21 protein-coding genes are annotated in these 26,817 nt (G+C 72.7%); 5 read left to right on the top strand and 16 right to left on the bottom strand.

The genetic code is table 11. The annotated features are described in order from the left end of the window. Positions 1–6 precede the first annotated feature (6 nt). On the top strand, positions 7–1,563 hold the full coding sequence (locus AVW11_RS01525) for an acyl-CoA synthetase (protein WP_076042975.1): 1,557 nt from the start codon (positions 7–9) through the stop codon (positions 1,561–1,563). A 68-nt stretch (positions 1,564–1,631) separates the two neighbouring features. Further along, complete coding sequence (locus AVW11_RS01520) at positions 1,632–2,093, top strand: MaoC family dehydratase (protein ID WP_076042974.1); 462 nt, start codon at positions 1,632–1,634, stop codon at positions 2,091–2,093. 96 nt (positions 2,094–2,189) lie between these two features. On the opposite strand, the gene AVW11_RS01515 is transcribed toward AVW11_RS01520, so the two are convergent. The 7 genes from AVW11_RS01515 to AVW11_RS01485 all read right to left on the bottom strand — a co-directional run bounded on the left by AVW11_RS01515 (position 2,190) and on the right by AVW11_RS01485 (position 9,259). Continuing rightward, positions 2,190–3,158, bottom strand: coding sequence for a Gfo/Idh/MocA family oxidoreductase (locus AVW11_RS01515; RefSeq protein ID WP_076042973.1), 969 nt, complete (start codon positions 3,156–3,158; stop codon positions 2,190–2,192). Position 3,159: 1 nt separating this feature from the next. Next, on the bottom strand, positions 3,160–4,470 hold the full coding sequence (ligA, locus tag AVW11_RS01510; protein ID WP_076042972.1) for a protocatechuate 4,5-dioxygenase subunit alpha: 1,311 nt from the start codon (positions 4,468–4,470) through the stop codon (positions 3,160–3,162). 25 nt (positions 4,471–4,495) lie between these two features. Then, complete coding sequence (locus AVW11_RS01505; protein ID WP_030854470.1) at positions 4,496–5,416, bottom strand: amidohydrolase family protein; 921 nt, start codon at positions 5,414–5,416, stop codon at positions 4,496–4,498. A gap of 2 nt (positions 5,417–5,418) precedes the next feature. Beyond that, positions 5,419–6,108, bottom strand: a complete 690-nt coding sequence (ligK, locus tag AVW11_RS01500; protein ID WP_076042971.1) for a 4-carboxy-4-hydroxy-2-oxoadipate aldolase/oxaloacetate decarboxylase — start codon at positions 6,106–6,108, stop codon at positions 5,419–5,421. Positions 6,109–6,124: 16 nt separating this feature from the next. Continuing rightward, complete coding sequence (locus tag AVW11_RS01495) at positions 6,125–7,150, bottom strand: amidohydrolase family protein (protein WP_076042970.1); 1,026 nt, start codon at positions 7,148–7,150, stop codon at positions 6,125–6,127. A gap of 25 nt (positions 7,151–7,175) precedes the next feature. Continuing rightward, positions 7,176–8,387: a 4-hydroxybenzoate 3-monooxygenase gene (locus AVW11_RS01490; RefSeq protein ID WP_076042969.1), complete on the bottom strand. Its 1,212-nt coding sequence runs from the start codon at positions 8,385–8,387 to the stop codon at positions 7,176–7,178. A 104-nt stretch (positions 8,388–8,491) separates the two neighbouring features. Then, positions 8,492–9,259 (bottom strand): IclR family transcriptional regulator, encoded by a 768-nt coding sequence (locus tag AVW11_RS01485; RefSeq protein ID WP_076042968.1) that lies wholly within the window; start codon positions 9,257–9,259, stop codon positions 8,492–8,494. A 105-nt stretch (positions 9,260–9,364) separates the two neighbouring features. Between AVW11_RS01485 and AVW11_RS01480 the strand changes: the two genes are divergently transcribed. Continuing rightward, positions 9,365–10,042 carry a substrate-binding domain-containing protein gene (locus AVW11_RS01480; RefSeq protein ID WP_076043020.1) on the top strand — a complete coding sequence of 226 codons (678 nt, stop codon included), beginning with the start codon at positions 9,365–9,367 and terminating at the stop codon, positions 10,040–10,042. Between the two features lie 60 nt (positions 10,043–10,102). Here AVW11_RS01480 and AVW11_RS01475 read toward each other — a convergent pair whose 3' ends face one another. The 5 genes from AVW11_RS01475 to AVW11_RS01450 all read right to left on the bottom strand — a co-directional run bounded on the left by AVW11_RS01475 (position 10,103) and on the right by AVW11_RS01450 (position 17,190). Continuing rightward, positions 10,103–11,194 carry a carotenoid oxygenase family protein gene (locus tag AVW11_RS01475; RefSeq protein WP_476755983.1) on the bottom strand — a complete coding sequence of 364 codons (1,092 nt, stop codon included), beginning with the start codon at positions 11,192–11,194 and terminating at the stop codon, positions 10,103–10,105. Between the two features lie 971 nt (positions 11,195–12,165). Beyond that, positions 12,166–14,169 carry an AAA family ATPase gene (locus tag AVW11_RS01465; protein WP_206281865.1) on the bottom strand — a complete coding sequence of 668 codons (2,004 nt, stop codon included), beginning with the start codon at positions 14,167–14,169 and terminating at the stop codon, positions 12,166–12,168. Between the two features lie 118 nt (positions 14,170–14,287). After that, positions 14,288–14,680 carry a nuclear transport factor 2 family protein gene (locus AVW11_RS01460; protein ID WP_076042964.1) on the bottom strand — a complete coding sequence of 131 codons (393 nt, stop codon included), beginning with the start codon at positions 14,678–14,680 and terminating at the stop codon, positions 14,288–14,290. Between the two features lie 106 nt (positions 14,681–14,786). After that, entirely contained in the window at positions 14,787–16,028 is a 1,242-nt protein-coding gene (locus AVW11_RS01455) for a cytochrome P450, cyclodipeptide synthase-associated (protein WP_076042963.1), read from the bottom strand. 358 nt (positions 16,029–16,386) lie between these two features. Continuing rightward, positions 16,387–17,190: an IclR family transcriptional regulator gene (locus AVW11_RS01450; protein WP_076042962.1), complete on the bottom strand. Its 804-nt coding sequence runs from the start codon at positions 17,188–17,190 to the stop codon at positions 16,387–16,389. 401 nt (positions 17,191–17,591) lie between these two features. Between AVW11_RS01450 and AVW11_RS01445 the strand changes: the two genes are divergently transcribed. Then, positions 17,592–19,004, top strand: coding sequence for a phenylacetate--CoA ligase family protein (locus AVW11_RS01445; protein ID WP_030854503.1), 1,413 nt, complete (start codon positions 17,592–17,594; stop codon positions 19,002–19,004). Then, a complete protein-coding gene (locus AVW11_RS01440) occupies positions 19,001–19,912 on the top strand; it encodes a hypothetical protein (protein WP_076042961.1) in 912 nt (303 codons plus the stop codon). Before AVW11_RS01445 ends, AVW11_RS01440 begins: the two co-directional genes overlap by 4 nt. A gap of 20 nt (positions 19,913–19,932) precedes the next feature. Here the strand turns inward: AVW11_RS01440 and AVW11_RS01435 are convergent, their stop codons facing one another. The 4 genes from AVW11_RS01435 to AVW11_RS01420 form a co-directional block, all read right to left on the bottom strand. Further along, the gene (locus tag AVW11_RS01435; protein ID WP_076042960.1) at positions 19,933–21,045 is read right to left on the bottom strand and encodes a substrate-binding domain-containing protein; all 1,113 of its coding nucleotides are present in this window, start codon (positions 21,043–21,045) and stop codon (positions 19,933–19,935) included. A 48-nt stretch (positions 21,046–21,093) separates the two neighbouring features. Further along, complete coding sequence (locus tag AVW11_RS01430) at positions 21,094–22,116, bottom strand: ABC transporter permease (protein ID WP_076042959.1); 1,023 nt, start codon at positions 22,114–22,116, stop codon at positions 21,094–21,096. Further along, positions 22,113–23,735, bottom strand: coding sequence for a sugar ABC transporter ATP-binding protein (locus AVW11_RS01425; RefSeq protein WP_420856358.1), 1,623 nt, complete (start codon positions 23,733–23,735; stop codon positions 22,113–22,115). Before AVW11_RS01425 ends, AVW11_RS01430 begins: the two co-directional genes overlap by 4 nt. Positions 23,736–23,829: 94 nt before the next feature. Further along, complete coding sequence (locus AVW11_RS01420; protein WP_076042957.1) at positions 23,830–26,667, bottom strand: SpoIIE family protein phosphatase; 2,838 nt, start codon at positions 26,665–26,667, stop codon at positions 23,830–23,832. Positions 26,668–26,817 lie beyond the last annotated feature (150 nt).

Raw genomic sequence — 26,817 nt, 5'->3', positions numbered from 1 at the left:
ACGCTCGTGCTGAACCAAGGCATCGGCTCCTGGCCGACGCGCCGGGCCCGCAAAGCACCCGACCGGACCGCCGTCGTCCACGACGGCCGCACCTGGACCTACCGCGAGCTGCACGGGCGGGTCGTGCGCCTCGCCCACGGCCTGCGCGCACTGGGCGTCGAGAGCGGTGACCGGATCGCCTACCTGGGTCCCAACCACCCGGCCTTCCTGGAAACCCTGTTCGCCGCCGGAGCGCTCGGCGCGGTCTTCGTCCCGCTCAACACCCGGCTGACGGCACCGGAACTGGCGTACCACCTCTCCGACTCGGGCAGCACCGTCCTCATCCACGCCCCCGAGCGCGCAGAAGCCGCACGCACCGCCGCCGACGAGGCCGGGGTGCGCCACCGGATCGCACTCGAAGGGCCCGACGGCCCCGGCGAGGGCGCCCTCTCATACGAGGAGTTGCCGGCCGGGGCGCACGCGGGCGAGCTCCTGGACGTGTCCGTGGCGCCCGAGGACCCGTGCATGATCATGTACACCTCCGGGACCACAGGCCGCCCCAAGGGAGCCGTCCTCTCCCACGCCAACATCACCTGGAACAGCGTCAACGTCCTCGTCGACACCGACCTCACGGCCGACGAGGTCACCCTGGTCGTGGCTCCGCTGTTCCACGCCGGCGCCCTCAACATGACCTGCCTGCCCACCCTCCTCAAGGGCGGCCGGGTGGTCCTGCTCGCCGCCTTCGACGCCGACCGCGTCCTGGAACTGGTCGAGGACCTGCGCGTGACGTACCTGTTCGGCGTCCCCACGATGTACGACGCCATGGCCGTCCGGCCGCGGTGGGGAACCACCGACCTCTCCAGCCTGCGCACCCTCAACTGCGGCGGCGCGCCCGTGCCCGCCCGCACCATCGCCGCGTACATCGACCGCGGTCTCGCCTTCAGCCAGGGCTACGGCATGACCGAGGCGTCCCCAGGCGTCCTCTTCCTCGACCGGGAACAGACCGCGTCCAAGGCCGGCTCCGCAGGCGTGCCGCACTTCTTCACCGATACCCGCATCGTCCGGCCCGACGGCAGCGAGGCCGGACCGGGCGAGCGCGGCGAGGTCCTCGTCCAGGGCCCCCACGTCATGACCGGCTACTGGAACCGGCCCGGGGACACCGCGGCTGTCTTCACCGACGGCGACTGGCTGCGCACCGGCGACATCGCCCGGAGCGACGAGGACGGCTACGCCTACCTCGTCGACCGGGTCAAGGACATGTACGTCTCCGGCGGCGAGAACGTCTATCCGGCCGAGGTCGAGGACGCACTCCTCGACCATCCCGCCGTCGCCGAATGCGCGGTCATCGGCGTCCCCGACCCGGTCTGGGGCGAGGTCGGCCGCGCCGTCGTCGTCCTCAAGCCCGAGGCCCGCGCCGGCGAGGACGACGTCCTCGACCACCTCCGGGGCAGGCTCGCCAAGTACAAGATCCCGAAGTCGGTCGTCCTCACGGGCCGCCTGCCCCGCACGGCCTCCGGAAAGATCGTCAAGTCCGCCGTCCGCGACATCTTCGCCGCCGGTCCCGCCGAATGCCCCCAGCCGTGACCGGCGTTCGAGCACGACGTTCCCCCAGGGCGCGCTCGGCGTCGCCCGCACCACCGAAAGGTTTCCTCATGCCCATCGCCATCGCCGACGGCCTCGACGCACTCACCTCCCTCAGCGGAGCCGACCTCGGCCGCACCGAGTGGCTCGAAATCACCCAGGGCCGGGTGAACACCTTCGCCGACGCCACCGACGACCACCAGTGGATCCACACCGACCCGGAGAGGGCCAAGGACGGGCCCTTCGGCGGCCCCATCGCCCACGGCTACCTCACCCTCTCCCTGATCATCCCGCTCTTCGGCGAGCTGCTCAGCATCACCGGCACCAAGATGAGCGTCAACTACGGCCTGGACAAGGTCCGTTTCCCCAGCCCCGTCCGGGTCGGCGCGAAGATCCGTCTCCACGGTGCCGTCGGCACGGTGGAGGAGGTCAAGGGCAACGGCGTACAGATGCCGATCACCTTCACCGTCGAGGTCGAGGGCAGCGACAAGCCGGCGTGCGTCGCCCACGCCGTCTACCGCCACTACGCCTGACCGGCCCGGGCCGCGGTCGCGGCTTCGGCAGCTGAACACACCACGAGACGAGCTCACCGTGCCGGCCGGCACGGTGAGCTCGTCTCGTGTGACCTGTCAGACCGCGGCGGTGAGCTGCTCCTCCAGGGCCGCCAGCGTCCGGTAGCAGGGCATGACCTGGGCGATGGAGGAGTTCGGTTCGCGGCCCTCACGGATGGCGGCGACGAACTCGCGGTCCTGCAGCTCGATGCCGTCCATCGAGACGTCGACCCCGCTGACGTCGATCGGCTCGTCCTTGCCGGTGACGAGGTCGTCGTAGCGGGCGATGTAGGTGCCGGTGTCGCCGATGTAGCGGAAGAACGTGCCCAGCGGCCCGTCGTTGTTGAACGACAGCGACAGGGTGCAGATGGCGCCGTTCGCCGCGCGCAGCTGGACCGACAGGTCCATCGCGATGCCGAGCTCGGGGTGGATCGGGCCTTGGAGGGCGTTGGCCTGCACGATCGGGGAGCCGGTCTGGTAGGCGAACAGATCCACGGTGTGTGCCGCGTGGTGCCACAGGAGGTGGTCGGTCCACGAGCGCGGCGCGCCCAGCGCGTTGAGGTTCGTGCGGCGGAAGAAGTACGTCTGCACGTCCATCTGCTGGATGTTGTACTCGCCGGCCTGGATCTGCCGCCGGACCCACTGATGACTCGGGTTGAAGCGCCGGGTGTGGCCCACCATGGCGACCAGCCCGGTGCGCTGCTGCGCCTCCAGGCACGCCTCGGCGTCGGCGAGGGAGGACGCCAGGGGAATCTCGACCTGGACGTGCTTGCCGGCGTCGAGGCAGGCCAGCGTCTGCTCGGCGTGCATCGGGGTGGGGGTGGCGAGAATGACGGCGTCGACGTCGTCCATCGCCAGCACCTCGTCGAGGGACGCCGCGGCGCGGCCGACCCCCTGCTCCGCGGCGAACTTCTGCGCGCTTTCGAGGGTGCTGCTCACGACGGCGGCCACCTCGACGCCCTCGATCCGCTGGAGCGCGGCCGCGTGCTTGGCGCCGAAGGCGCCGCCGCCGGCCAGGGCGACCCGGAGGGTTCGGTCGTCGGACATGTCAGTTGACTCCTTCGGCGGGCTCCTGGGCCCGGGGGTGGTTTTCGAGTATCAGGTGGCCGACGGCGGTGTTGGACGCCGGCACGTGGTAGAAGCGGTGCTTGACCTCGACCCGTCCGAACCCGTCGACGTCGCTCATCGCCCCGCGGGCTATCAACCACATGACCAGCTCGATGCCTTCCGAGCCGGCTTCGTCGACGTACTCCAGGTGCGGCACCTGCGACAGTCCGTGCGGATCCCCGACCAGCCGGTCGAGGAAGGCCTGGTCCCATTCGCGGTTGATCAGACCGGCGCGCGGGCCCTGCAACTGGTGGCTCATGCCGCCGGTGCCCCACACCTGGACCTTCAGCGGCCTGTCGTACGACTCGATCGCCTTCCGCAGTGCCTGGCCGAGCTTGAAGCACCGGGCGCCCGAGGGCACCGGATACTGCACCACGTTGACGTGGAACGGGATCACCTTGCACGGCCACTTCTCGACGTTTCCGAACATCAGCGACAGCGGGACGGTCAGGCCGTGGTCGACGGTCATCTCGTTGGCGAGCGTGAGGTCGAAGTCGTCCCTGATCAGCGAGTGCGCGATGTGAGCGGCCAGGTCGGGGTCGCCCTCGATGCCGGGGACCGGGCGGGGGCCGTACCCCTCGTCGGCGGTGGCGTAGGCCGCGCCGGTGCCGAGCACGAACGTCGGGATCAAGGACAGGTCGAAGGCCGACGCGTGGTCGTTGTAGACCAGGAAGATCACGTCCGGGAGGTTCTCCTGCTCCCACCTCCTGGAGAACTCGTACCCCTCGAAGAGCGGCTGCCAGTAGGGCTCACGGGTCTTGTCGTGGTCCATCGCCGCGCCGATCGCCGGCACGTGCGAGGTGAAGACCGCACCGGTGATCACGGCGTGCTCCGCCGGGGGCGCCGGATCGGCGTGCGCCGCCTCCAGGACGGCGTGATCGATGCGGTTGCCCTCGACGGAGCGGCCGCCGCCGACCATCATTGCGCGGTACTCCTCCTCGGTCATACCGGTCATCGAACCGGCCATCTGCTGGAACGAGAGCCCCAGCGTCGCGCCCCACTTGGCGAGGAAGTAGATGTTGCCGCCCTCGTCCATCGCGGCGTTGAGGTCGCGGTCGAGCAGCGCCTGCTTCTGCTCCTCCCGCAGCGGCCACGCGTCCAGGTAGGCGCGCTCGTCGGCGAGGTAGCTCTCGCGGTTCTCCGCCGTCATCAGCGACATGCAGAACTGGTTGAGGTGGTAGCCCCTGGCGGACTGCTCGGCGTCGAAGACGGTGGTCCCCGGCACCAGTTTGTAGGTCTTGTCCAGTGACAAGGTCGGGCTCCGATCGTGAGACGGGTCAGCCGGCTTCCGGCCAGTACAGGCGCATCGGGTTGTCGACGAGGAGCCGCTGCCGCAGCTCCGGCGTCGGCGCGATGCCCGGGATGAAGTCGACGAGCAGACCGTCGTCGGGCATGTGGGTGGCGAGGTTCGGGTGCGGCCAGTCCGTGCCCCACAGCACCCGGTCGGGGAACTCCTCGACCACGCGGCGGGCGAACGGGACGACGTCGCGGTACGCCGACTGCTCGCCGTCGAGGGCCGGCGGGCCGCTCACGGACAGCCGCTCCGGGCAGGTCACCTTGCACCAGATGTCCGGCCTGGCCCGCACGAAGTCCAGGAACGCCCCGAATTCCGGGCCGTACGGGTCCTTGGTGACATCGGGCCGACCCATGTGGTCGATGACGAGCGGAACCGGTATCGACAGCAGGAAGTCGCGCAGGCCGACGAGGTCGGCCGCCTCGAAGTAGACGACGACGTGCCACCCGTAGGGGGCGATCCGCTCGGCGATGTCCCGCAGGTCCTGCCGCGGCGCCGCGTCGACGAGCCGCTTGACGAAGTTGAACCGCACACCGCGCACCCCGGCCTCGTGCAGCTCCCGCAGCTCGGCGTCGGAGACGTCCGGCCGCAGTGTCGCCACGCCCCGGGCCAGTCCCCCCGAGGACCGCAGCGCATCAGCCATGGCGCTGTTGTCGGCGCCGTGACAGGTCGCCTGCACCACGACGTTGCGGGTGAAGCCCAGGTGGTCGCGCAGCTCGAAGAGCTGGTCCTTGGACGCGTCGCACGGGGTGTACTTCCGTTCGGGCGCGAAGGGAAACGCGTCTTTCGGGCCGAACACGTGGCAGTGCGCGTCGACGGCCCCCTCGGGCATCTGGAACCGCGGCCGGCTGGGGCCTGCGTACCAGTCCAGCCAGCCGGGGGTCTTCTCGAAGCTCGTCGTCATCGTCAGTCCTCGTAGCACAGGCCGAGCTCGGCCAGCGGGCCGCGCATGGCGTACATGTCCAGGCCGAGCTCGCCCGCGCGGAACCGCACCCGCTTGCTCTCCTCGCCGGCCTCACGCCGGGCGGCCGCCTCGGCGACCTCGGCGGCCCGCTCGCGCGGCACCACCACGACGCCGTCGCGGTCCGCCACGACGACATCGCCCGGCCTGACCAGGGCGTTGGCACAGACCACCGGCACGTTGACCGAACCGAGGGTGGCCTTGACGGTGCCCTTGGCGCTGACCGCACGGGCGAAGACCGGGAAGTCCATCTCCTCCAGTTCGGACACGTCGCGCACGCCTCCGTCGATGACCAGGCCCTGGCCGCCGCGGGCGCGGAACGAGGTGGCGAGCAGTTCGCCGAAGAATCCGTCCTCGCTCTGCGTCGTGCAGGCCGCGACCACCACGTCGCCCTCCTCGATCTGCTCGGCGGCGACGTGGAGCATCCAGTTGTCGCCGGGCTGCAGCAGCACGGTCACCGCCGTGCCGCAGAGCCGGGCCCGGGTGTAGACGGGGCGCAGGTACGGGCGCATCAGACCCACCCGGCCCATCGCCTCGTGGATGGTCGCCACCCCGAACGCCGACAGTGCGGCGACGTCCTTCGGGTCGGCGCGGGTGATCGCGGTGTGGACGACACCGAGCCGGGTGTGTTCCATGTGTCCTTCTCCTGGGTCAGTGGCCGGCGGCGGTGAGCCGGGCGGCGAGGCGGGGGTGGACGCGCAGGGCGTTGCCGGAGTAGACGGCGGCCCGTTCCCCGTGGGTGAGGTTCGCGGTGGCCTCGACGTACCGCTTCGTGTCGTCGAAGTGGTGGCCGGTGTGCGGGTCGACGCCGCGGACGGCGCCGATCATCTCGCTGGCGAACAGCACGGACCGGCTGGGGACGACCTGCGTGAGCAGGTCGATGCCGGGCTGGTGGTACACGCAGGTGTCGAAGAAGACGTTGTCCAGCAGCGACTCGGGGTCCGGCCGACCCAGCGCCATCGCCAGCCCGCGGAACCGGCCCCAGTGGTAGGGCACCGCGCCGCCGCCGTGGGGGATCACGAACCGCAGCGACGGGAAGTCGGCGAACAGATCCCCCTGGACCAGCTGCATGAACGCCGTGGTGTCCGCGTTCAGGTAGTGGGCACCCGTCGTGTGGAAGGCCGGGTTGCACGAGGTGCTGACGTGGATCATCGCGGGGACGTCGTACTCGGCCATCGCCTCGTAGAGCGGGTACCAGCTGCGGTCGGTCAGCGGCGGCGCGGTCCACTTGCCGCCCGACGGATCGGGATTGAGGTTGACCGATACCGCGCCGAGTTCCTCGACCGCGCGGCGCAGCTCGGGCAGGCAGGTGGCCGGGTCGACGCCCGGCGACTGCGGCAGCATGGCACCCATCGCGAAGCGGTCGGGGTGGAGCGTGCTGACGCGGTGGACCAGATCGTTGCAGATCCGCGCCCACGTCGCGGAGACCTCGAAGTCGCCGATGTGGTGGGCCATGAAACTGGCCCGCGGGGAGAAGAGCGTCAGGTCGATGCCCCGCTCGTCCATGAGGCGCAGCTGGTTGCTCTCGATGGCCTCGCGCAGTTCGTCGTCGGTGATGACGAGGTCGTCGGGATCGGGCGCGTGCGCGGGGGAGCCGATCGCCGCGATCTGCCGGTCACGCCACCGGGCCAACTGCGCGGGCGCGGTGGTGAAATGACCGTGACAGTCGATGATCATGCGTTGTCTCCTGGGGTCTTCGGGGTCAGGCCTGGGAGCCGACGGGCCAGCCCGTGTACTGCACTGCGAGATAGGTGCGGCCGGCGGGCGTGCCCACCACGTTGTCGAGTTCACCGAGTTGGCGCCGCAGGTCGAACGGGGTGCCGCCGGGCGGGGTGTGCAGCAGCCGGGTCATCCAATGGGAGAAGTTCTGCGCCCGCCAGATGCGTTGCAGCGCGCGCGGCTGGTAGTCCTCCAGCGCGGCCTCGCCCTCGGTGCCGAGCGCCCGCAGGAGGATGTCGGCCAGGACCTTCACGTCGTGCAGTGCGAGATTGAGTCCGCGGGCGCCGGTCGGCGGCACGGTGTGTGCGGCGTCTCCGGCGAGCACCATCGAGCCCCAGCGCATCGGCTCCTGCACGAACGAGCGGAAACGCAGCACCGACTTGTCCAGGATGGGGCCCTCCTTGAGACGGAAGCCGTCCTCGCCGGCCACCCGGGCCTGGAGCGTCTCCCAGATGCGGTCGTCCGGCCAGGCGTCGACGGACTCGCCGGGTGAGCACTGGAAGTACATCCGCTGTACGGTCTCGGTCCGCTGGCTGATCAGCGCGAAGCCGTGCCCGGAGTGGGCGTAGACCAGCTCGGGCGCGCTCGGCGGTGCCTCGGCCATGATGCCGAACCACGCGAAGGGGTACTCCTTGCCGTACCGCACCCGCCGGTCCTCGGGGACCAGGTTGCGGCACATGCTGCGGGACCCGTCCGCACCGACCACGTACTGCGCGCGCACCTCGTGCCGGGATCCGTCGGCCGCGGTGTACCGGACCCGCGGAGTGCCGGTGGTGATGTCGAGGACCTCGGTGCCCTTCACCCCGAAGTGGACCGTGCCGCCGTCGCGGTCCCGTGCGTCGGCCAGGTCGGTGAACACGTCGGTCTGCGGGTAGAGCCACACCGACTCGCCGACCAGCGCCTTGAAGTGGATCCGGTGAGCCCGGCCGCCGAACCGCAGCTCGGTGCCCTCGTGTTCGTGGCCCTCGCGCAGGATCCGGTCACTGACGCCGGTCTCGACCAGGTCTCGGGCCGCGTCGGCCTCCAGGATGCCGGCCCGGTGTGTCGTCTCGATCTCACGCCGGGTGCGGGTGTCGACCACGATCGTGTCGACTCCGGCCCGCGACAGCCGGTGAGCGAGCATCAGGCCGGCCGGGCCGGCGCCGATGACTGCGACGGGAACCGAGGCAACGGTGTCGACGACGGCGTCGGCCATGGCATCTCCTGAGCAACGGTGAACGTTCCGGGCACGTCGAACGTTGACACCCAGGGCCGTACCCGGTCTCCGGCGTTTCCGTCAGGCGGAAGCCCGCTCGGATCTCAGGGAGTGGGGCGGGTACGCCGGCCGAGCCCATCGGAGATCCCGTGCGCAGCCCTCAGGAGCGGCTCGCGCAGTCCGCGCGCGCGGCTCGCCCCCCGTGCCGTGATCACGATCCCCAGAGCGGCACTGACAGGCCCGTTCCGGCCGATCCGCACGGGCGCGGACACCGCGACGGTGCTCTGCGAGAGCTGCCGATCGCTGACGAAGACCTGTTCCCGACGGATACGGTCCAGCTGCGCGCGCAGAGTCCTCGGATCGGTGACGGTGTGCGGGGTCCAGGCCCGCAGCGGCGATCCGAGGACCTCCTCCTGGATGTCCGGCGGCGCGTGGGCCAGCAGTACCCGCCCCATCCCGGTGGAGCCGATCGGGAAACGGGCTCCCACCATCGTCACCAGCTCCACCGAGCGGTGCCCGGCGATCCGCTCGACGAACACCAGCTCCGTGCCCTCGCGCACCGCGAGTTGGATGTTCTCGTGGGTCGCCTCGTAGAGGTCCTGCATGAAAGGCAGCGCCACATCACGCAGGATCTGGGTGCGCGGGCATCCCGAGGCGATTTCCCAGAGCCTCAACCCGACGTGCCACGACCCGTCCTCCCCGCGCTCCAGCGCTCCCCACGCCGCCAGCTCGGCGACCACCCTGTGCGTGGTGCTCAGGGCCAGGCCGGTGCGCTGGGCGATCTGCGACAGCGTCTGCGACGGGTGCTCGCGGTCGAAGGCCGCGAGGACGTCGAGGACTTTTCCAGCCGCTGTGCTCCGGGTTGTGCTCACGCGGTCAGTTTCGCAGACCCGCGTTGAGCGGCTCCGACGAGCGCCGTACCATCTGCCGGACACCGAGGAGGCGACGTGAAAAGAGTGATCTCCGGGCTGTCTTCGATGGCGACACGGCCCCTGCTCGCCGAGCTGTCCCAGCAGGTCCGGCTCGTGCACGGGTTTCCCGTGCTTTTCGAGGCCGCCGGCGGGGTCGACATCGCACGGCGGGTGCGCGAGGGCGCCGAGGCCGACCTGCTCGTGCTCGCTGACGGAGCGTTGACCGCGCTGGAGGAGGAGGGCTACCTCCTGGCAGGCACGGCGCGGCCGCTGTGGACCTCCCAGGTCGTGGCCGCCGTGCCGGCGGGATCACCGGTTCCGGTGCTCGACTCGGACTGCGACCTGCGGGCCGTTCTGCGGTCCGCGAAGAAGATCGCCTACTCCACCGGTCCGAGCGGGACGGCCCTGCTCGACCTGATCGGCCGACTGGGTCTCGCCGACGCGCTCGCCGGCCGGCTTGTCCAGGCCCCGCCGGGCGTGCCGGTCGGCAGCCTGCTGTCCTCCGGCCAGGCCGACTTGGCATTTCAGCAGCACAGCGAGCTGATGGACCTGCCGGGCGTCGTCATCGCCGGACCGCTGCCGGGTGACACCGCCATCAGCTCGACATTCGGCGGAGGCGTACTGGCCTCAGCCTCCCAGCCGGGCCTCGCTCTCGAGGTCCTCGACTTCTTCGGCTCCGACACGGGGTCCGAGGCCGCCCGTGCCAGGGGCATGCGGGCCTCGGGGGAGAGGGACAGCGCATGACGTGCTGCCAGGGGCCGTTCCACGTGATCCGGAACGGCCCCTGAGCGTGGCGGGCGGGGGTCAGGACGCGTGGGGCGGGGTGTCGGGGATCCAGGAGCCGTGGAGGCCGGCGGTGACCCGGTGGGGGAGGTGGACGGTGGCGATCCGGTCGAGGCCGGTCGCGTCCAGGACGAGGAGCTGCGAGGCGTCCTGCTTGAGGTCGGAGACGACGGTGAGGAGGTAGCCGTCGTCCTCGTTGGCGGCGCCGGCGGCGGGGACGTAGACGGCTTCGCCGGGGAGGCGGGCGTCGCCGACCTGGTGGATGCGGCGGGCGCCGGTGGTGCGGTCGTACTTGACCAGGCCGTAGCCGCCCAGGCCGTTCTCGTCGGGGAAGGCGACGGCGTACTGGTAGCGGTTCTCCGTGCCGAGGTAGTCCTCGTTGAGGGTGGGGAACTCGACGGGAAGGTCGTCGATGATGCGTTCGTCGACGGTGCCGGCGCTCACGTCGATGGTCCAGCGGCGGGTGTAGGACCGGGATACGGGTTCGCTGCCGCGGCCGGGGGCGCCGGTCCACCAGTTCCAGGAGAGGCGGAAGCCTTCGCGGTCGACGGTGGGGCCTTCCAGGACGATGCGGCCCTGGCCGTCCTCATAGGCGTTGGAGACGTGGAGCATGTTGCCGGGCTCGATGGAGTACCAGCGGACGTGGTGGTGCCCGTCGGTGCCGCGGGGCATGACGCCGATGCGGGACGGCTGCTCGTCGCTCCAGCCGTAGGGGATGCCGGAGTGCTCGGCGGGGTCGAAGGTGACGTTGCCCTCGATGAAGACGACGTGGCGGCGGGTGAGGGCGAAGTCGTGCTTGAGGGAGGCGGTGGCCCCGGGCACCTCGGCGGTGTGGACGAGGGTGCCCGTGGCGTCGGCGACGTGGTAGGTCAGGTACGGGGGGAAGGGGGAGGACGCGAAGAAGTGGAGTTCGCCGGTGACCGGGTCCTCCTTGGGGTGGGCGGTCATGGCCGTGCGGAGCTTGCCGTCGAAGTCGTAGGCGCCGACGGTGCCGAGCTCCGAGTCGAGTTCGAAGGGGAGATTGGCTTCGCACAGGGCCAGGAGCCGGCCGGCGTGCTCGATGATGTGCGTGCCGGCGGCGCTGGCGGTGAGGTCGGGGCCGTTCTCGGTCATGTAGGGGGCGCNNCAGTGGGTGGGGGTGATGCCGGGCTTGGGGTTGTGGCTGTTGCGCAGCAGCCGTCCGGTGAGTTCGGGCGGGAGGGTGCCCTCGACGGTGAGGCCGGTGGCGGTGACCTCCTCCGCGATGGGGGTGAAATGGCCGGTCAGGTAGGGCGGCTTGGCGGTGTTCATGACGCGGTCTCCTTCATGGGGCGGGTGAGCGGGGAGGTCCCGGCCCTGGCTCGGGGCGGGCGGGTGGGGAGCGGTGCCGGCGGGACCGTCGCGGGCAGGCCGGCGGACATCGGCCGGGTGGTGTTCACCAGGCCGTCCGCCCGGCCGGCCGCCTGGCGCGGACGCCGTCCACGGCGCGTTCGGTGAGTCCGCCGCAGGCGGTCACCCGGACCCGGGCCGAGCGCGTGGGCCGGGTGGCTGCCGTCGGTGTCGGCGCCGGTGTCGGCGGCGTCGTCGCGTCGGGAGGCGCAGTCCGGGCAAGCGGCGCCGAGCCTGCGGCGAGGGCGGCCGCCGAGGGGCCCGGCAGGTCGAACCGCCCGGTCCCGTGGCCGGCCGTGGCCCGGCCCGGACGGGAACCGGCCGGGTGCCGGGCGCGTACGGCCGGGGCTGCGGGGACGGCGCCGATGCCGATGCCCTGCACCGTGCGGGCGGGGCTCGGTGAGCCGGAGGACGCGGCCGGTCCGGCCGCGCGCCGGGCGCCCGTGCACGGGACGAGGACGGACCCGGCACGGCTCTGCGGCAGGGGCGCGTACACCGGCGAGGTCGCGGGCCCGAGCGGCGACCGGGCCGCCGCGGGTGGCGCGGGTGCCGGCCCCGGCGGCCTGGTCCGGGCCGGCGCCCGGTCCGGCTGTCTGCGTGCTGCGTTCATGGCGCACAGACTCGCGTCGGCCGCTGTCCACTTTCCAGGCCCGGCGGGGACGGGGCGTGTCCACTGCTGTCCGCAGCTGTCCACCTGCGCCGCCGGGCTGCGGACCCTACGGGCGCGGGCCCCGTAGCTCCCGCTGCCACAGGTCTTCGCACAGCAGGTCCAGGCCCTGGCGCAGATGGCGGCGGTAGGTGCCGTACGGCAGGCCCAGGCGGCGGGCCGCGCCCTCCTGGGTCGGCGCACCCGAGAAGTACCCCGTCGTCAGGGCCTCGCGGGCGCGCACCCCGCGCGGGTCACGGGCGAGGTCGTCGACGGTCCGGCGCAGCAGCGTGCGCAGCTCCTCGACGGGGTCGGCGAGGTCGGCGGCGAGCCCCGTGCGCAGCAGGGCGCACGCCGCGAAGGCGCCCGGGTCGCGCCAGTGCGCCAGCGCTTCGCGCACGGCCTGGTCGAAGGCGGTGCGCGAGACGGCCGCCGGCCCGGCCGGGACCGGCACGTCGGGGGCCGAGATGAAGTGGAAGAGCCACCTCTCCACGGGGACCTCGCGCCAGTCGACGCCGAACACCCCGTAGGTGTGCTCGCCGACCCGGGGGCGCTCCCCGGTGTCGCGCAGGGTGCCCTCGACCCGCTCGGCCCAGGCCTCGGCGTCCTGGAAGACGGCGAAGCCGAAGGCGCGGCCGCGGGCCCGGGCCGCCTCCGCCTGGGCCCGGGAGCTGCTCAGGTCGATGACCCGGGAGGGGACCTGGTAGCGCTCGGGATAGACCGAGAACCGGCTGATCCCGATGTGCTCGCCGGGGCTCACCGGGGCGGTGGCATCGGTGTACCGCCACGCTGCCGCGACCACGGGATCGGCGGCGAGGTCCTCGGGGTCGGGCGGGGCCGGCAGGGCGAGCCGGGCCGTGAACGCGACGATCCGGCCCGTGCTCACCAGACGGTAGACGCTGAAGGCCTGCGGCTGGCGCCGCGCCCAGTAGCGGACCAGCTCCGCCGAGGCGGGCCCCTCGGTCTCCTCGGCCATCCGCAGGACGACGTCCATGTCCTCGGGGTGCAGCGGACGGTCGTGCATCTCCTCGTCGCGGGACCAGGTGCGCAGCCGGGACAGGGTCCTGCCCTCCCGGAAGAGGTAGAAGAGCTCGTCGGTGACGGTCCACACCCGCTCCTCGGGCGCCTCGCGCAGGAGGCGCAGGTATTCGTCCGCCAAGCGCCCCCGGACCGCCTCGAACGCGTTGGGGGCGCGCCAGCGCAGGTCGGCGGCGAGGGTCTCGCGGGCGGCGTCGTGCGGGTGGAGTCCGCGGTGCGTGGACTCCATGAAGGGCAGGTCCCGCAGCCAGGAGAACAGCAGGTGGGCGTCCTCTCCGGGCAGTACGCAGGACAGCAGTTCCTCGGACGTCGAGTGGGCCTGCGCCGCGACCTCCAGGGCGCGGCGGTGTGCGGCCGTGGGGACCTCGCCGACCAGGCCCGCCAGCAGGGTGCGCAGGACGTCCGCCGACGGCGCCCAGATCTCCTCCCGGGCGCAGCCCGCCGATCCCGCCGCGGCGGCGAGGGACAGGGCCAGGGGGTTGCCGCCGGCGAAGCGCAGCACCCGGTCGCGCAGTTCGGGCCGGATCCGCGCCGCGGCCAGCAGGCTCCGGGCCTGTTCCTCGGAGAACGGCCGCAGTTCGCTCACGTGCAGGAGCCGGGACCAGGCCGGGTCGGCGGTCCACTGCGGCTGCGGAGCGCTCCGTCCGGCCAGCACGACCAGCGTGTCGTCCGCGGCGCGGGGCAGGAAGTGCTGCCACAGCCAGCTCTCCAGCCACTGGCAGTGGTCGAAGGAGTCCACGAACAGGACCGTGCCCGGTACGTCGAGGAACGGTCCGGCGGCCTGCTCGAAGTCGGCCGGGTCCCGGCTGACGAACCGGCCGTCCAGTTCGACGAGCAGCCGGCCCGCCGCGCGGGCATGGTCGGCCAGCCGCCTCAGCAGCGTGGACTTCCCGATGCCGCCCGGCCCGCACACGTAGAGCGCGAACGGGGCCTGCGCGCCCCCGGCCAACGCCTCCCCGAAGAGCTCCAGTTCCTCGTCGCGGCCGATGAAGGCCTGCACTCGGGCCCGGCTGAGTCTTTCCCCTACGGACACCATGGTCGTTTCCATCCTCCTGGCTACGGCACCGGGCGCTCTGCGTGCACACAGCTGCGGAGAGCGCTCTCCTTCGCTTCGGTTCCCCCGTGGGAGCTCCTGGGCGGAGCCCCCGTCCGCGTCACTCGACGCTGCCGAGGTTCCCGTCGTCGGGGTGGCCGGTGACCAGCAGGGTGGTCTCCTCCACGCACTGGAACCGGCCGTCGGGGGCCAGGTGGGCGAAGAGGTAGATCTCGGTGCGGGAGGTGCGTCCGTTGTGCTGGGTGAGGGTGACGGTGTGGCGGTCGGCGTAGCGCGGCCCGTCGCGCAGTTCGTCGTGGACCTCGATGCCGCCGCTGCGGACCAGGGTGCGCAGACGTGTCATGTGCCGGATGAAGGAGGCCCGGTCGCTCCACACGCCGTCGGTGCGCTGGCGGTAGTCGGGGGTGAAGTGCCGGTCGACGGCTTCGTCGAGGTCGAGGCCGGGCGTGAACAGCAGGTCGTTGATGGCTCTGGTGATGTCGGTCGGTGTCATCGTCGTCTTCGCCTCGCGGAGTGGGGGGTTCGCGGTAACAGGCCTGCGGGGACCGGGAGTACGCAGCTGTCGGCCCCCCGGCCGAGGCCGCCCTGCAAGACGGCCGTCAGTCGCGGCGGGTTCCACTTCCGGCCACGGGAGTGAAGTCCAGCGACAGGGAGACCGGGCCCCGGGTGTACAGGCCGGTCTCCCGGTAGCGGAACCCGGGGCTGTAGCGGACCTCGTCCAGCAGCGGCAGGAGCATCGCGGCGACGGTCTCGACCTCGGCCCGCGCGAAGGCCGCGCCGACGCACTGGTGGAGTCCGGTCCCGAACGCCAGGTGCTGGGCGGCCGCGGTGAACGAGCGGGCCGTGCCCAGGTCCGCGCGGTGGATGTCGAAGGTGTCCGGGTCGGCGAACGCCTCCGGATCGCGGTTGGCCGCGCCGATCATGCAGAAGACGGTGGCGCCCGCCGGGACGGTGGTGCCCGCGAACACGGCGCTCTCCTGCGTCTGGCGGGGGATGAGCTGGACGGGCGGGGTGAAGCGCAGGGTCTCGGCGATCGCGGCGGCCGTCAGATCCGGTTCCCGGCGGACCTGCGCCAGCTGCTCGGGGTGGTCGATCAGGTGCTTGAAGAGCAGGGCGATGGTCTTGTCCGCGGGCTCGGCGGCCGCGACCAGCACGTTGATGATCAGCGCGGTGACGTCGCGGTCGCTCATGGTGACACCGTCGAACTCGGCGGTGCACAGCCTCGATATCAGGTCCTCGCCGGGCCGGCGGCGGCGCCGCCGGATGACGGGGGAGAGGTAGGCCTCCAACTGCTGCGCGCAGTCCAGGCAGTGCCGGCGGCGCTCGGGGGTGAGGGCCAGGCTGGTGACGAACTCCGCGACCCCGCCGTGCCAGTCGGCCACCTGTTGCCAGTCGGCCCGGTCCAGGCCGAGGACGTCGAGGGCGACATGGACGGCGAACGGCTTGCCGAAGTCGTTGACCAGGTCCACCCGGCCCCGCGGGAGGAACGGCGCCATGAGCTCTTCGGCGTTGGCGTGGACGGCGCGTATCTGCTCCCGGAGGGCGGAGCCGGTGAACCCCCGTACGACGATCTTCCGCTTCGCGGTGTGCTCCGCGCCGGTCATCTGGGCGAGGACCCGCCCGCGCATCACGGGCTCGGCACGCACCTGGAGCATCTCGGTGGTGAACGCCTCGTGGTCGGTCAGCACCCGCTTGACGTCCTGGTGGCGGGAGAGGAAGTAGCTGTCGATCGCCGGCTCGTAGTGCACCGGGGCCTGCTCCCTGAGGCGGGCGTAGAAGCGGTGGGGCGCTGCGGCGAACTCGTCGGACAGCACGCTGAAGGGGGGAGTGGCCACGGGCATGGTCGGATGCCTCTCGACAAGGGCGCATCGTGCGCAGTGGGGGCGGGGTGCGCTCGGTGACCCGGCGGGGCGGTGCCGCCCGTCGGCCGGTCCGCGGCCAGAGCGATGTCCGTCCGACCACGGCCCCTGCCTCGCGCGGGAGTTCGACGGATGGTACCGATCCCGGACGCATGAGCGTCGCGCCCCCGCCGACCGGTGGTCCGCCGCCACCCGCGGCATCTCGGGCACGCCGCCGACACCGCCTCCGTACTGGCCGGCGTGGGCGGGGGCGGCGGGTGCGGGCGAGGGGGCCGAGGAAGGCACCGCCCCCACCCCCGCCCGCACCGCCGCAGCACTAGTGCTGTGACCGGCCACAGCACTAGTGACGCCGCGCCATCACCGCGTGCGGGGCGGCCCGGCCGGCCGCGCCCTGCGCGGGCACCCCTTCGCGGCGCGGCCGCGCCGCGTGCGCCGGCAGCCTGGACAGGTTGGCGCTGACCATCGCCGCCGTACGGACCGCGGCCTCACCCAGCAGGGCGATCTGCCTGCCGTCCAGCGAGGTCGCCGCCACGGCGGCCACCACCTGCCCCGCATCGGAGAACACCGGCGCGGCCACGCACGACAGCGCGCTCACGCACTGCCCGTACTGGAAGGCCATGCCCTGCTCCCTGGCCCGCGCCGCCTCACGCGACCACGCGGCCCGCGACCACCCCTGCGCGGGACCGGCCTCGGGAGCCGACGCCGCCAGGACCAGCCCGGCCGCGCTCCCGGGCGGCAGCACGACACCGGGATGCAGGGCGAACACGTCGTCCACCTCGCTGCGCGTGCTCCCGACCACGAGGGCGTGGCCCGCCTCGGGCACCGTCAGACTGACACTCGTCCTGCCGCCGCTGGCAGCGGCGAGTTCGCGCAGGGGCCGCGCCGACGCGGCCCGCAGCGCCCGCGCGGGATGCCACGCCTGCCCCAGCCGGAACGTCCTCGGGCCCAGCCGGTAGCGGCCCGAAACGCTCTGCACCGCGCCGAGCGCGACCAGTTGCCCGAGCAGCCGGTGCGCCGTGGCCTTCGGCAGGTCGGCGTCCGCGGCCAGCCTGGTCAGGCCGACCTCGTCGCCGTGCGCGAGCACCTCCATCAGTGCGAACGCGCCCTCCAGTACGCCCCGCCCCTCAGTGCCGGATCTGGCCATGAGCGGATCCCCCTTCCGTACGGACGCCATCGGTCGGATGGTGCCCGTAACTCCCCGTTCGTCCCGGCTCATCAGCAAGAACGGTGGTGCCGTCCCCAGCTTCCGCCGGTCCGTTGAACGGACCCGATCATTGCCCGCAACACCTCGATCGCGCCAGGGTGTTGTCATCCAAGGCCGGGCGGACCGGCCCCTCGCGGGGCACGGACCACCCGTCCGTCAGGAGCGACAAAAGGAGGATCCGATGAGCGCGATCAAGACCAGCGCCAAGCAGTTCAAGTACGTCATGGGCGCCATGACGGCCGTCTTCTTCGGTTCTTGTTCTGCCAGCTGACGCAGATTCGGGGGGTGGGGGCGGCACGCCGCCCCCACCCCTTTTTTCTCTACGCCTTAGGGAGGCACGAGTGCTGGAGACCGGTGTCCGGCAGGTCCGGGTGGCGATGGCCATGGTGTTCGGCCGGAAGCTGAACGTACGGGCCGTCGAGCGGCTGGTCGCCGACGCCCTCGCCACGCTCGAGGAGTTCGGCTCGCTCGGCGACGACGTCGACGAACTGGCCGACGGACCGTTCGCCGACCCGGACGAGCGGCGCGACCTGCAAAACCGCGCCCTCCAGCGGACCGTGCGCAGACTCGCCAGGCGCTCGCCCTTCTACCGGGAGCGGCTCGCCGGCCTCGACCTCGACGCAACGACCACCGAGACCCTCACCCGGATCCCGGTGACCCGCAAGGCCGACCTGATCGCGCGCCCCGCCGACTTCCTGTGCAGCACCCCCTACCTCGCGACCCAGACGACCGGCACCACCGGCCGACCCGTGCAGATGTGGCTGTCCCGCTACGAGATGGAACTGTGGCCCGCGCTGATCGCCCTGTCCGTGGTGCTGCGCGGCGACATCCGCCCCGGCGACCGGATGCAGATCAACCTCAGCTCCCGGGCCACGGCCGCCGTACAGGAGGACGTCGAGGTCTGCCGGCTCGTGGGCGCCTCCTGCCACGTGGTCGGCCAGGTCCCGCCCGAGGAGTCCGTCGAGCACCTGCTCGGCGGCAACGGCACCCGCCCGACCCTGCTCACCGGGAACCCCAGCTACCTGGCCCGGATGCTCACCGCGGCCCGCCGGCGCGGATACGGGCCGGACGACTTCGGCCTCCGGTCGATCTACGCCGGCGGCGAGATCGTCTCGCCGGCCCTCGTCCGGGCCCTGCGCGAGACCTTCGGCGCCGAGACCGTCGGCGACAACTTCGGCATGACCGAACTGCTGCCGGTCGGCGGCCGCACCTGCAGCCGCCGCCACCTCCACATCGACCCCAACATGGGGTACACAGAGGTCCTCGGCCTCGACACGGGCGAGCCCGTCGCCCCCGGACAGCTCGGCGAACTGACCGTCACGCCGTATTACCCCTACCGGGAGTGCATGCCGGTGCTGCGGTACAACACCGGCGACGTGGTGCGCACCCTGGAGGGCGAACCGGACTGCGAACTGGCCGCCGTACCCGCCGTCTCGCAGATCCTCGGCAAGGCGGGCACCCTGCTGCGCACCGCCGGTGCGGTCGTCACGCCCCGCGACGTCGTGGAGGCCCTGGACGGCACCCCGGGCATGCCGTGGCCGCTGCGCCACCGGGCCCGGGTCGGGGCCGACGGCCGCCTCCACGTGGAGGTCGCCTCGCGGACCGCGACCACGGCCGAGGTGACCGAGCGGCTGCTGGCCCGCGGCATCGACGCCCGCGTCACCGTCCTGCCGCTGGACGACGAGGACGCCGCACGCCGCTTCCCCCTCCGCTGCGACCTGTTGGAGCACACCTTCACCCGGAGCCACGCATGACGGTCTTCTTCCAGCTCACGGTCACCGCGGCCCTCGCGCTCGCGGTCGTCTTCGGCACCATCGCCTACTTCCGTGCGGTGCGCACCGCGAGGCCGCCCGTCGGCGTCTTCAACGGCCGAGACATCTTCATGATGATGGGCTTCGTCCTCGCGCTTCCGTACGTCTACCTCGCGCTGCCCGGCATCGTCCTCCCGTGCGTGCTCGCCCTGGTCTTCGCGGGCGGGCTGTCCGTCGGCTACCAGCCGCTCATCGGCAACGGCCGGGTGCGCTGGGCGCTGATCACCACGCTGATCGCGAGCGTGCTCGCCGCGCACCTGGCCTTCGGCGAGACCGCGCCCCCGTACTGGGTGGCGAACAGCTGCGTCGTCGCCCTGGTCGTCGTCTCCGCCACGAACCTCAACGTCCAGGGCGGCATGCGGCTGAAGAACGTGGCGTGGTTCCTGCTGGCCCTCGCCGCCTACGACGCCTTCTTCGCGTGGGTCGTGCCGCTGACCCAGGAGCTGGCCGACGCCGTCCAGGGCTATCCGTACGCACCGGCCGCGGGCCTGCGCATCGGCGAGGACCTCGGCGCGGTCGTAGGCATGGGCGACCTGCTGGCCTACTCCCTGTTCACCACCACCGCCTACAAGGCGTACGGGAAGCCGGGGCTGCGGACCGGCATCACCCTGGTGGTGCTCTTCGGTGCCGTGCTGCCCGTGGCAGCCCTGCACCTGATCGCCGCGGTCACCGGCGACGCACCCGGCATCATCCCCGCCCAGGTGTTCTTCGGGCCGGCGGCCTTCACCGCCTACCAGGTCCTGCGCCGTCGGGGGCCGGAGCGCCGGATGGCCGACATCGTCTTCCGCCGCGACCGTGCGGACGTGCCCGCCCCGGCCCCGGTACGCGCCGAGGCCCGCCCGGTGGCCTGAGCGGGCACGCGCCGGCGGGGCTACCCGCGCCAGATCCGCTCGTACGCCTGCTGGTAGCCCCGGGGGTCCCAGGACGTCGCCCCGCCGCTGTTGTCGGCCGTGACCACGTGGACGGGGGCGACGTAGCCGCTGGCGGGCCGGCCGGCGAACGCGCGGTTGAACTCGTCGACGATCTGCCAGCCCTGCTGCGCGAGCGGCTCCGGAACGGTGGCGGCCTGGTACTGCCTGCTGTTGATGCGCTGGAAGGCGGACGGATCGCCGTCACCGGCACCGATGTTGGAGGGCGGTCCGCCACCGGGCTTGCCGGCCGCCCGCAGGGCCGGGGCGGCGTCGGCGAAGTAGAGGTCGTTGATGGCGACCGAGTGGGTCCACTTCTTCCCGAAGCGGGACAGGAGGGAGGAGACCTCCTGCGGGGTGCGCCGGCTGGCGTCCGGGATCGGGATGTTCTCGTACGCCAGGAGCTCCACGCCGGGGCAGTCGGCGAGCCGCTGCTTGATCAGGTCGGCCTTCGTCCGGGCGAAGGGGATCGAGTCGTCGGTGAAGAGGACGACGCCTGCTGTGCCGTCGGACCGGGCGATGACCCAGTCCGCGCTGATCCTCGCCACGTCCTGCACCTTCGTGGTGATGTTGGTGAAGAGCGGCGGGGTCCTGCTCGGGCCGGGTGAGTCGACCGCGTGCCAGCCGATGAGCGGGATGCCCGCGGCCTCGGCGCGCGCCACCTGCCGGGAGGTCAGGCGGGGGTCGAACCCGCCGATGACGATGCCCGACGGCCCCAGGGTGACGGCCTGGCTCAGTGCCGCCTGGATCCCGGCCGGGCTGCCCTCCCCGTCGATCACCCGGACCTGCCAGCCGATGGCCCGGGCGGCCTGCCGGAGCCCCTGCGCGACTCCCGCGACACCCGGGTTGGTCATGGTCTGCGCGACGTAGACGATGCTCTTGCCGGGGACCGCGGCGGGCCCGGTCGTGGGGCCGGTCCACGCGCTGTCGGTGCTCTCGGCCTTCCGCACGTCGGCCCGGGCCTGATCGAGAACGGCCGGGCAGCCGGCCGCCGACGGCCCGGTGGTGCCCGCCGGGCCGCCGCCGCATCCGGCGGCGGCCGCCGTGAGCAGGGCTGCGGCCGCGAGGAGGGTCATGCGGTGGGGGTACACGGTGCTCCTGACGCTGTGTGCTGCGAGGTGGTCTCAGGGGGCGTCCTGCCGGCCGTGCCGGGCCCGTGCGGCCCCGCCGGTCACGGCGGCGCCGGCGCGCAGCCGGCGGCGGGCGGAGTAGCCCGCCAGGCCGACCGCGATGAGCAGGGTGGCGCCGTTGAACAGGGGCGTCGCCCAGAACTGCGCGCCGAGCTGGCCGATCCCGGCGAGTCCCACGGCCAGGACGGCGACGGCGACGAGGGTCCCCAGGGGGTTGGCGCGGCCCGGTTTGATCGCGGTGGACCCGAGGAGGGCGCCGACGAAGGCGGGCAGCAGGTAGTCCAGGCCGACGCTCGGATTGCCGATCTGCTGCTGGGCCGCGAGGAGGGCCCCGGCGAAACCGACGATCATGCCCGACGTGGCGAACGCGACGACGGAGTAGAGGTGGGTGGGGATGCCGAGGATCGCGGCGGCCCGGGGGTTGGAGCCGATGACGTACAGGTAACGGCCGAGCGGCAGCCGCTCCAGCAGCACCCAGAGGGCGGCGACGAGGGCGAGCACGTAGTAGGCGGGCAGCGGCAGTCCGAGGAACGTGGAGTCGTACAGGCCGGTGAAGGCGGCCGGGAGGCCTTCGGGGCCCGGGACGATGCGGCTGCCGTCGGTGATCCAGCCGGTCGCCGCGTACATGATGCTCCCGGTGCCGAGCGTCGCGATGAGCGAGTCGATGCGCGCGAACTCGACGACGATCCCGTTCACGACGCCGGCCAGCGCCCCGCCGACGACGACCGTGAGGCAGGCGAGCTGCCAGGGCCAGTGTTCGTCGACGATCAGGTGCATGACCATGACGTGCGCCAGCCCCAGGCCGTAGCCGATGGACAGGTCGAACCGGCCGGCCGCGACGGGGACCGTCACACCGAGCGCGAGGATGGCGGGGATCGACTGGTTGGACAGGATCGAGGAGACGTTGTCCCTCGTCGGGAAGGTGTCCGGCAGGACGAGGGAGAAGACCAGGAAGAGCAGGACGGTGAGGGTCAGCAGTCCGTAGGTGCCGATGAAGTGGGCGCGCCGGCGGCTCACCTGCCCATACCGTTTCCGGTGATCGCGGGCAGGGCCGAGGCGGTCCGCGTCAGCTCGGCGGCGTTCAGGGTCCCGCCCGCCAGCTCGGCCACCACCGTCCCGCGGCCGAAGACGAGCGCACGGTGGCAGAGGTCGGCGACCTCCTCGACATCGGTGGAGACGAGGAGGACCGCGAGGCCGGCGTCGACCGCTTCGTCGAGGATCCGGTGGATCGCCGCCTTGGCTCCGACGTCCACGCTGGCGGTGGGCTCCTCCAGGACCAGCAGGCGCAGGGTGCCCCGAAGCCACCGGCCGACGACCACCTTCTGCTGGTTGCCGCCCGACAGGGTGGCGATGGGCACCTCGCTGTCGCGGGGGTGCACCGAGAACCGTTCGATCAGGGCGCGGGCCTCGGCCCGTTCGCGCCGCGGGCCGGTCCAGCGCCATGCGGGCACACCGGCGGCCCGCGGGTTGGCCAGGAAGTTCTCCCGGACGGTCAGATCGGGGGCGCAGCCCTCCTCCTGGCGGTTGCCGGCCACGAAGCCGACGCCGCGGCCGAGGGCCGCGGCCACCGTGTGCGGCCGGTACGGGCGGCCGTCCAGCAGCGCCCGGCCGCCGTGCAGCGGCAGCGCGCCGGCGAGGGCGCGGCCCAGGTGCATGTGGCCGGCGCCGGTCAGGCCCACCATGCCGAGGACCTCGCCCTCGCGCAGGTCCAGGGTGACGGGCCCGGTGCGGGCCGTCGAGACGCCGTCGAGGCTCAGGACGACCGGGCGGCGGGCAGCGGCAGGCATCGCCGACGGCGGTCCGGACGCGGGCGCGGTGCTGGTCGCGGAGGTGGTCGCGGAGGTGGCGGCGTCCGCGGTCGCCGGCCTGCGGCGGGCCGGCGCGTGCCCGACGATGTCGCGCACCAGGCGGTCGGGGGAGTACGGGGCGAGGGGGCCGTGGCTGACGAGGCGGCCGTCGCGCAGGACGGCGAAGCGGTCGGCGACCTCGTACACCTCGTCGAGCCGGTGGCTGACGTAGAGGATCCCGTGCCCGCGGTCGCGCAGGGCGTGCAGGACACCGAAGAGCCGGGCGCAGTCGGCGGCGGGGAGGGTGGCGGTCGGCTCGTCGAGGACGAACACCCGGGCCCGTCTCGCCAGCGCGCGGGCGATGGCCACGAGGGACCGCTCGGCGGGGGCGAGGTCGGCGATCCGGGCGTCGGCGTCCAGGTGCCCGGCGACGATCCGCAGGGCCTCGTCGCAGCGCTCCCGGGTCCGCCGCCACGAGATCAGGCCGCGGCGCAGGGGGTAGCCGGTGCCCAGGGCGATGTTCTCCGCGACCGTCATCCACTCGACGAGGCCGAGGTCCTGGTGGATGAAGGACATGTGGCGCAGGGCGGCCTCGGAGGGGAGCGGGTGTCCGGCCACCGTCACCTCGCCCGCGTCGGCGTGGTGGACCCCGGCGAGCACCTTGATGAGGGTGGACTTGCCGGCGCCGTTGGGCCCGAGGAGGGCCAGGACGCTGCCGCCGTGGAGGTCGAGGCCGACCGAGTCCAGGGCGAGGGTGCCCCCGAACCGCTTGCTGAGACCGCGTATCCGGACGAGGGGTTCTGCGTCGGGGCGCGGGGGCGGGCTCATCGAGGTGGGAGTGTCATGCACGGACTTCTCCGGGGCCGCCGGGGGGAGGTCTTGCTGCGATGCGGAACAGTCAGGATGCTACTTGCCGATATCGCCGCATGTCCGACATTGCGGGTCATGCCGCGTCGAGGGCGCACTCGGCCCAGATGACCTTGCCGCGGGCCGTGTACCGGGCACCCCAGGCCTGGGACAGCTGCGCGACGAGGAACAGGCCCCGTCCGCCCTCGTCCGTGGAGGCGGCCCGCCGCAGGTGCGGGGCGGTGCTGCTGCCGTCGGAGACCTCGCAGATCAGGGAACGGTCGCGGATCAGCCGTACCCGGATGGGCTCGCTGCCGTACCGGACCGCGTTCGTGACCAGCTCGCTGAGCATCAGCTCGGCGGGGAAGGCGAGGTCGTCCAACCCCCATGCGGCGAGCTGCCGGGTGGCGGCGCCCCGGATGTCGGAGACGAGGGACGGGTCCGGGGGCAGGTCCCACGTGGCGATCCGGTCGGCGGGCACGGTACGGGTGCGGGCGACGAGCAGCGCGATGTCGTCATCGGGGTGTTCGGGCGCCACGGCCTCGATGACGGCCCGGCAGGTGTCCTGCGGCTTTCGGTCCGGGTGGGCGAGTGCGTGGCGCAACCGCCCGAGCGAGATGTCGACGTCGCGGTGGCGGCCCTCTACGAGGCCGTCGGTGTAGAGGACCAGCGTGCTGTGTTCGGGGAGCCGGACCTCGGCGGTCTCGAAGGGCAGGCCGCCCAGGCCCAGGGGCGGTCCCGCGGGCAGGTCGGCGAAGACCACGCTGCCGTCGGGGTGGACCAGTGCGGGCGGGGGGTGGCCGGCGCGGGCCATCGTGCACACCTGCGACGTGGGGTCGTAGACGGCGTACAGGCAGGTGGCGCCGACGATGCCGGTGCTGCCGGTGGCGTCGGCGTCCTCCTCCTCCCGGTCCAGGCGCACCAGGAGGTTGTCCAGGTGGGTGAGCAGCTCGTCCGGGGCCAGTTCCAGCTCGGCGAAGTTGCGTGCGGCGATGCGCAGCCGGCCCATCGTGGCGGCGGCGTGCAGCCCGTGCCCGACGACGTCCCCCACCAGCAGGGCGACACGGGTGCCGGAGAGGGGGATGACGTCGAACCAGTCGCCGCCCACCCCGGACTCGGCGGGCTGGTAGTGGTGGGCGACCTCGACGGCCCCCTGCTCGGGGAGGCCGCGCGGGAGCAGGCTGCGCTGCAGGGCCAGGGCGAGGGTGTGCTCCCGGGTGTAGCGGCGGGCGTTGTCGATGCAGAGCGCGGCGCGGGCCGCGAGTTCCCGGGCCAGCCGGCTGTCGTCGTCACCGAAGGGGGCGGGGTCCTGCGAGCGGTAGAACGCGGCGATGCCGAGCAGTACGCCGCGGGCGAGCAGGGGGACGCAGATCATGGAGTGCACGCGGTGGGCCAGGATTCCCCGGGCGTGTTCGAGGCCAGGGAGCATCCAGGCCGGAGTGGTGGCCTGGAGGTCGGTCTCCAGCACGGCGGGCTCGCCCTCGAGGCAGCGCATGTGGGGGGTGCCGGGGTCCAGCCGCACCTGGTGGCCGACCGGATAGAACGGGCAGTCGTCGCGGATGCCGTGCACCACCGTGCGGTGCAGGTCGGCCTGCGGGTCGGCGGACTCCTCGCCGCGCAGCACGGCCCCGGGCAGGTCGACCGTGACGTAGTCGGCCAGGCGCGGCACGGCCGTCTCGGCGAGTTCCCAGGCGGTGCGGCTCACGTCCAGGGTGGTGCCGATCCGGGTGCTGGCCTCGGCCAGCAGCTCCAGGCGGCGGCGTGCGGCCACCGCGTACCTGCCCACCTCGGGCTCGCCCACCAGCACCAGGCCCCGGGCCGGGCCGGGGGCCCCGTCCGGGACGTCGCGCGGGACGTCGCCGCCCGGCCGGGACGGTGCGGCCGGGCCGGCGGTCGCGCGGCGCCCGGCGGAGGCGTCGGCGAGGTGCCAGGGCAGCGATTCGGCGCGCTCCGTCGCGGCGAGGGCCAGGGCGCCGAGGGCGGCGGCGGTGGGCTTCGAGGCGGCGAGGTGGTGCGCCGGCGGGGAGTCGCCGGTGAGCACGGCCTCCACGACGACGCCCTCCACGCCCGAGAGGCTTCTGACCGGGCTGCTCAGGAGGGTGACCCCCCGGCCGTGGGACAGCGGCACCTCGACCGCGGCCCGCTGCGGGTTGGAGATGAGCTCGGTGGCCTGCGCCTTGAGGACCATCTGGTCCTGGAGGTCGAGGCCGCCGTCGGTGAGCTCCTCCAGCGCGATCAGCCGGCCGTCGTCGTCGGCCTCCCCGGCGCCGGCGCGGAGCCGGGCGTCGAGGTAGGTCCGCAGCAGGGCGCGCTCACGCGCCGAACTCTGCTCCATCAGCCGCCGCTCGATGGACTCCGCCGCCCGGCAGACCAGGACGGGCAGGGCCGGATCCTCGTAGCTGCGCGGATAGCCGAAGCAGAGGACGCCGACGACGTGGCCGCTGAACTGGTCGCGGATCGGGGTCGCGGAGCAGGCGTTCGACTGGGACCGCTCGGCGAAGTGCTCGGCGCCGTAGACCTGGCACAGCCGCCGCTCGGCGAGGGCGAGCCCGATGCCGTTGGTGCCCGCGTAGCGCTCGGCGAAGACGAACCCGGGGACGCTCTGGATGGGCGCCAGCCGGCCGGCCAGGGCGGGCTCCCCGAACCGGCGCTGCAGCACCGTGCCGTTGCCGTCGGCGAGGGAGATGTTCATCTGGCTGCCCGAGAACCTGCTCTGGAGCTGGTCGAGCACGGGGGCGGCCGCCCGGACGAGCCGGCTGTCGGGGTCGAAGTCGTCGGTGTAGGGGAGGTCCGTCTGCTCCGGCGAGAGGCCCAGCATGCGGCTGCGGATCCAGGAGTTCAGGATGGGGCCTCGGACGGCGCCCTGGACCGACTCGCCCAGAAGGAACCGCTCACGGGAGCGTACGAGGCTGGTCGGGCCTCCCGTGACCCCCATCTGCACCACTTCCCCTTGCCGAGCCACCTGCCGCACCGGGACGTCCGCGCCGGGACGTCCGCACCGCGCGAGTGCCTTCCGAGTATATTCCTCCACTTTTAAAGCAATATGACCGGATGGATCCGTTCTTGCAGTCTTGACCCTTCCTCG

The sequence above is a fragment of the Streptomyces amritsarensis genome (assembly GCF_001953875.1).
Lineage (GTDB): Bacteria > Actinomycetota > Actinomycetes > Streptomycetales > Streptomycetaceae > Streptomyces > Streptomyces amritsarensis.
The sequence above is the reverse complement of the archived record's forward strand: the minus strand, read 5'-3'. Positions and strand labels throughout refer to the sequence as shown.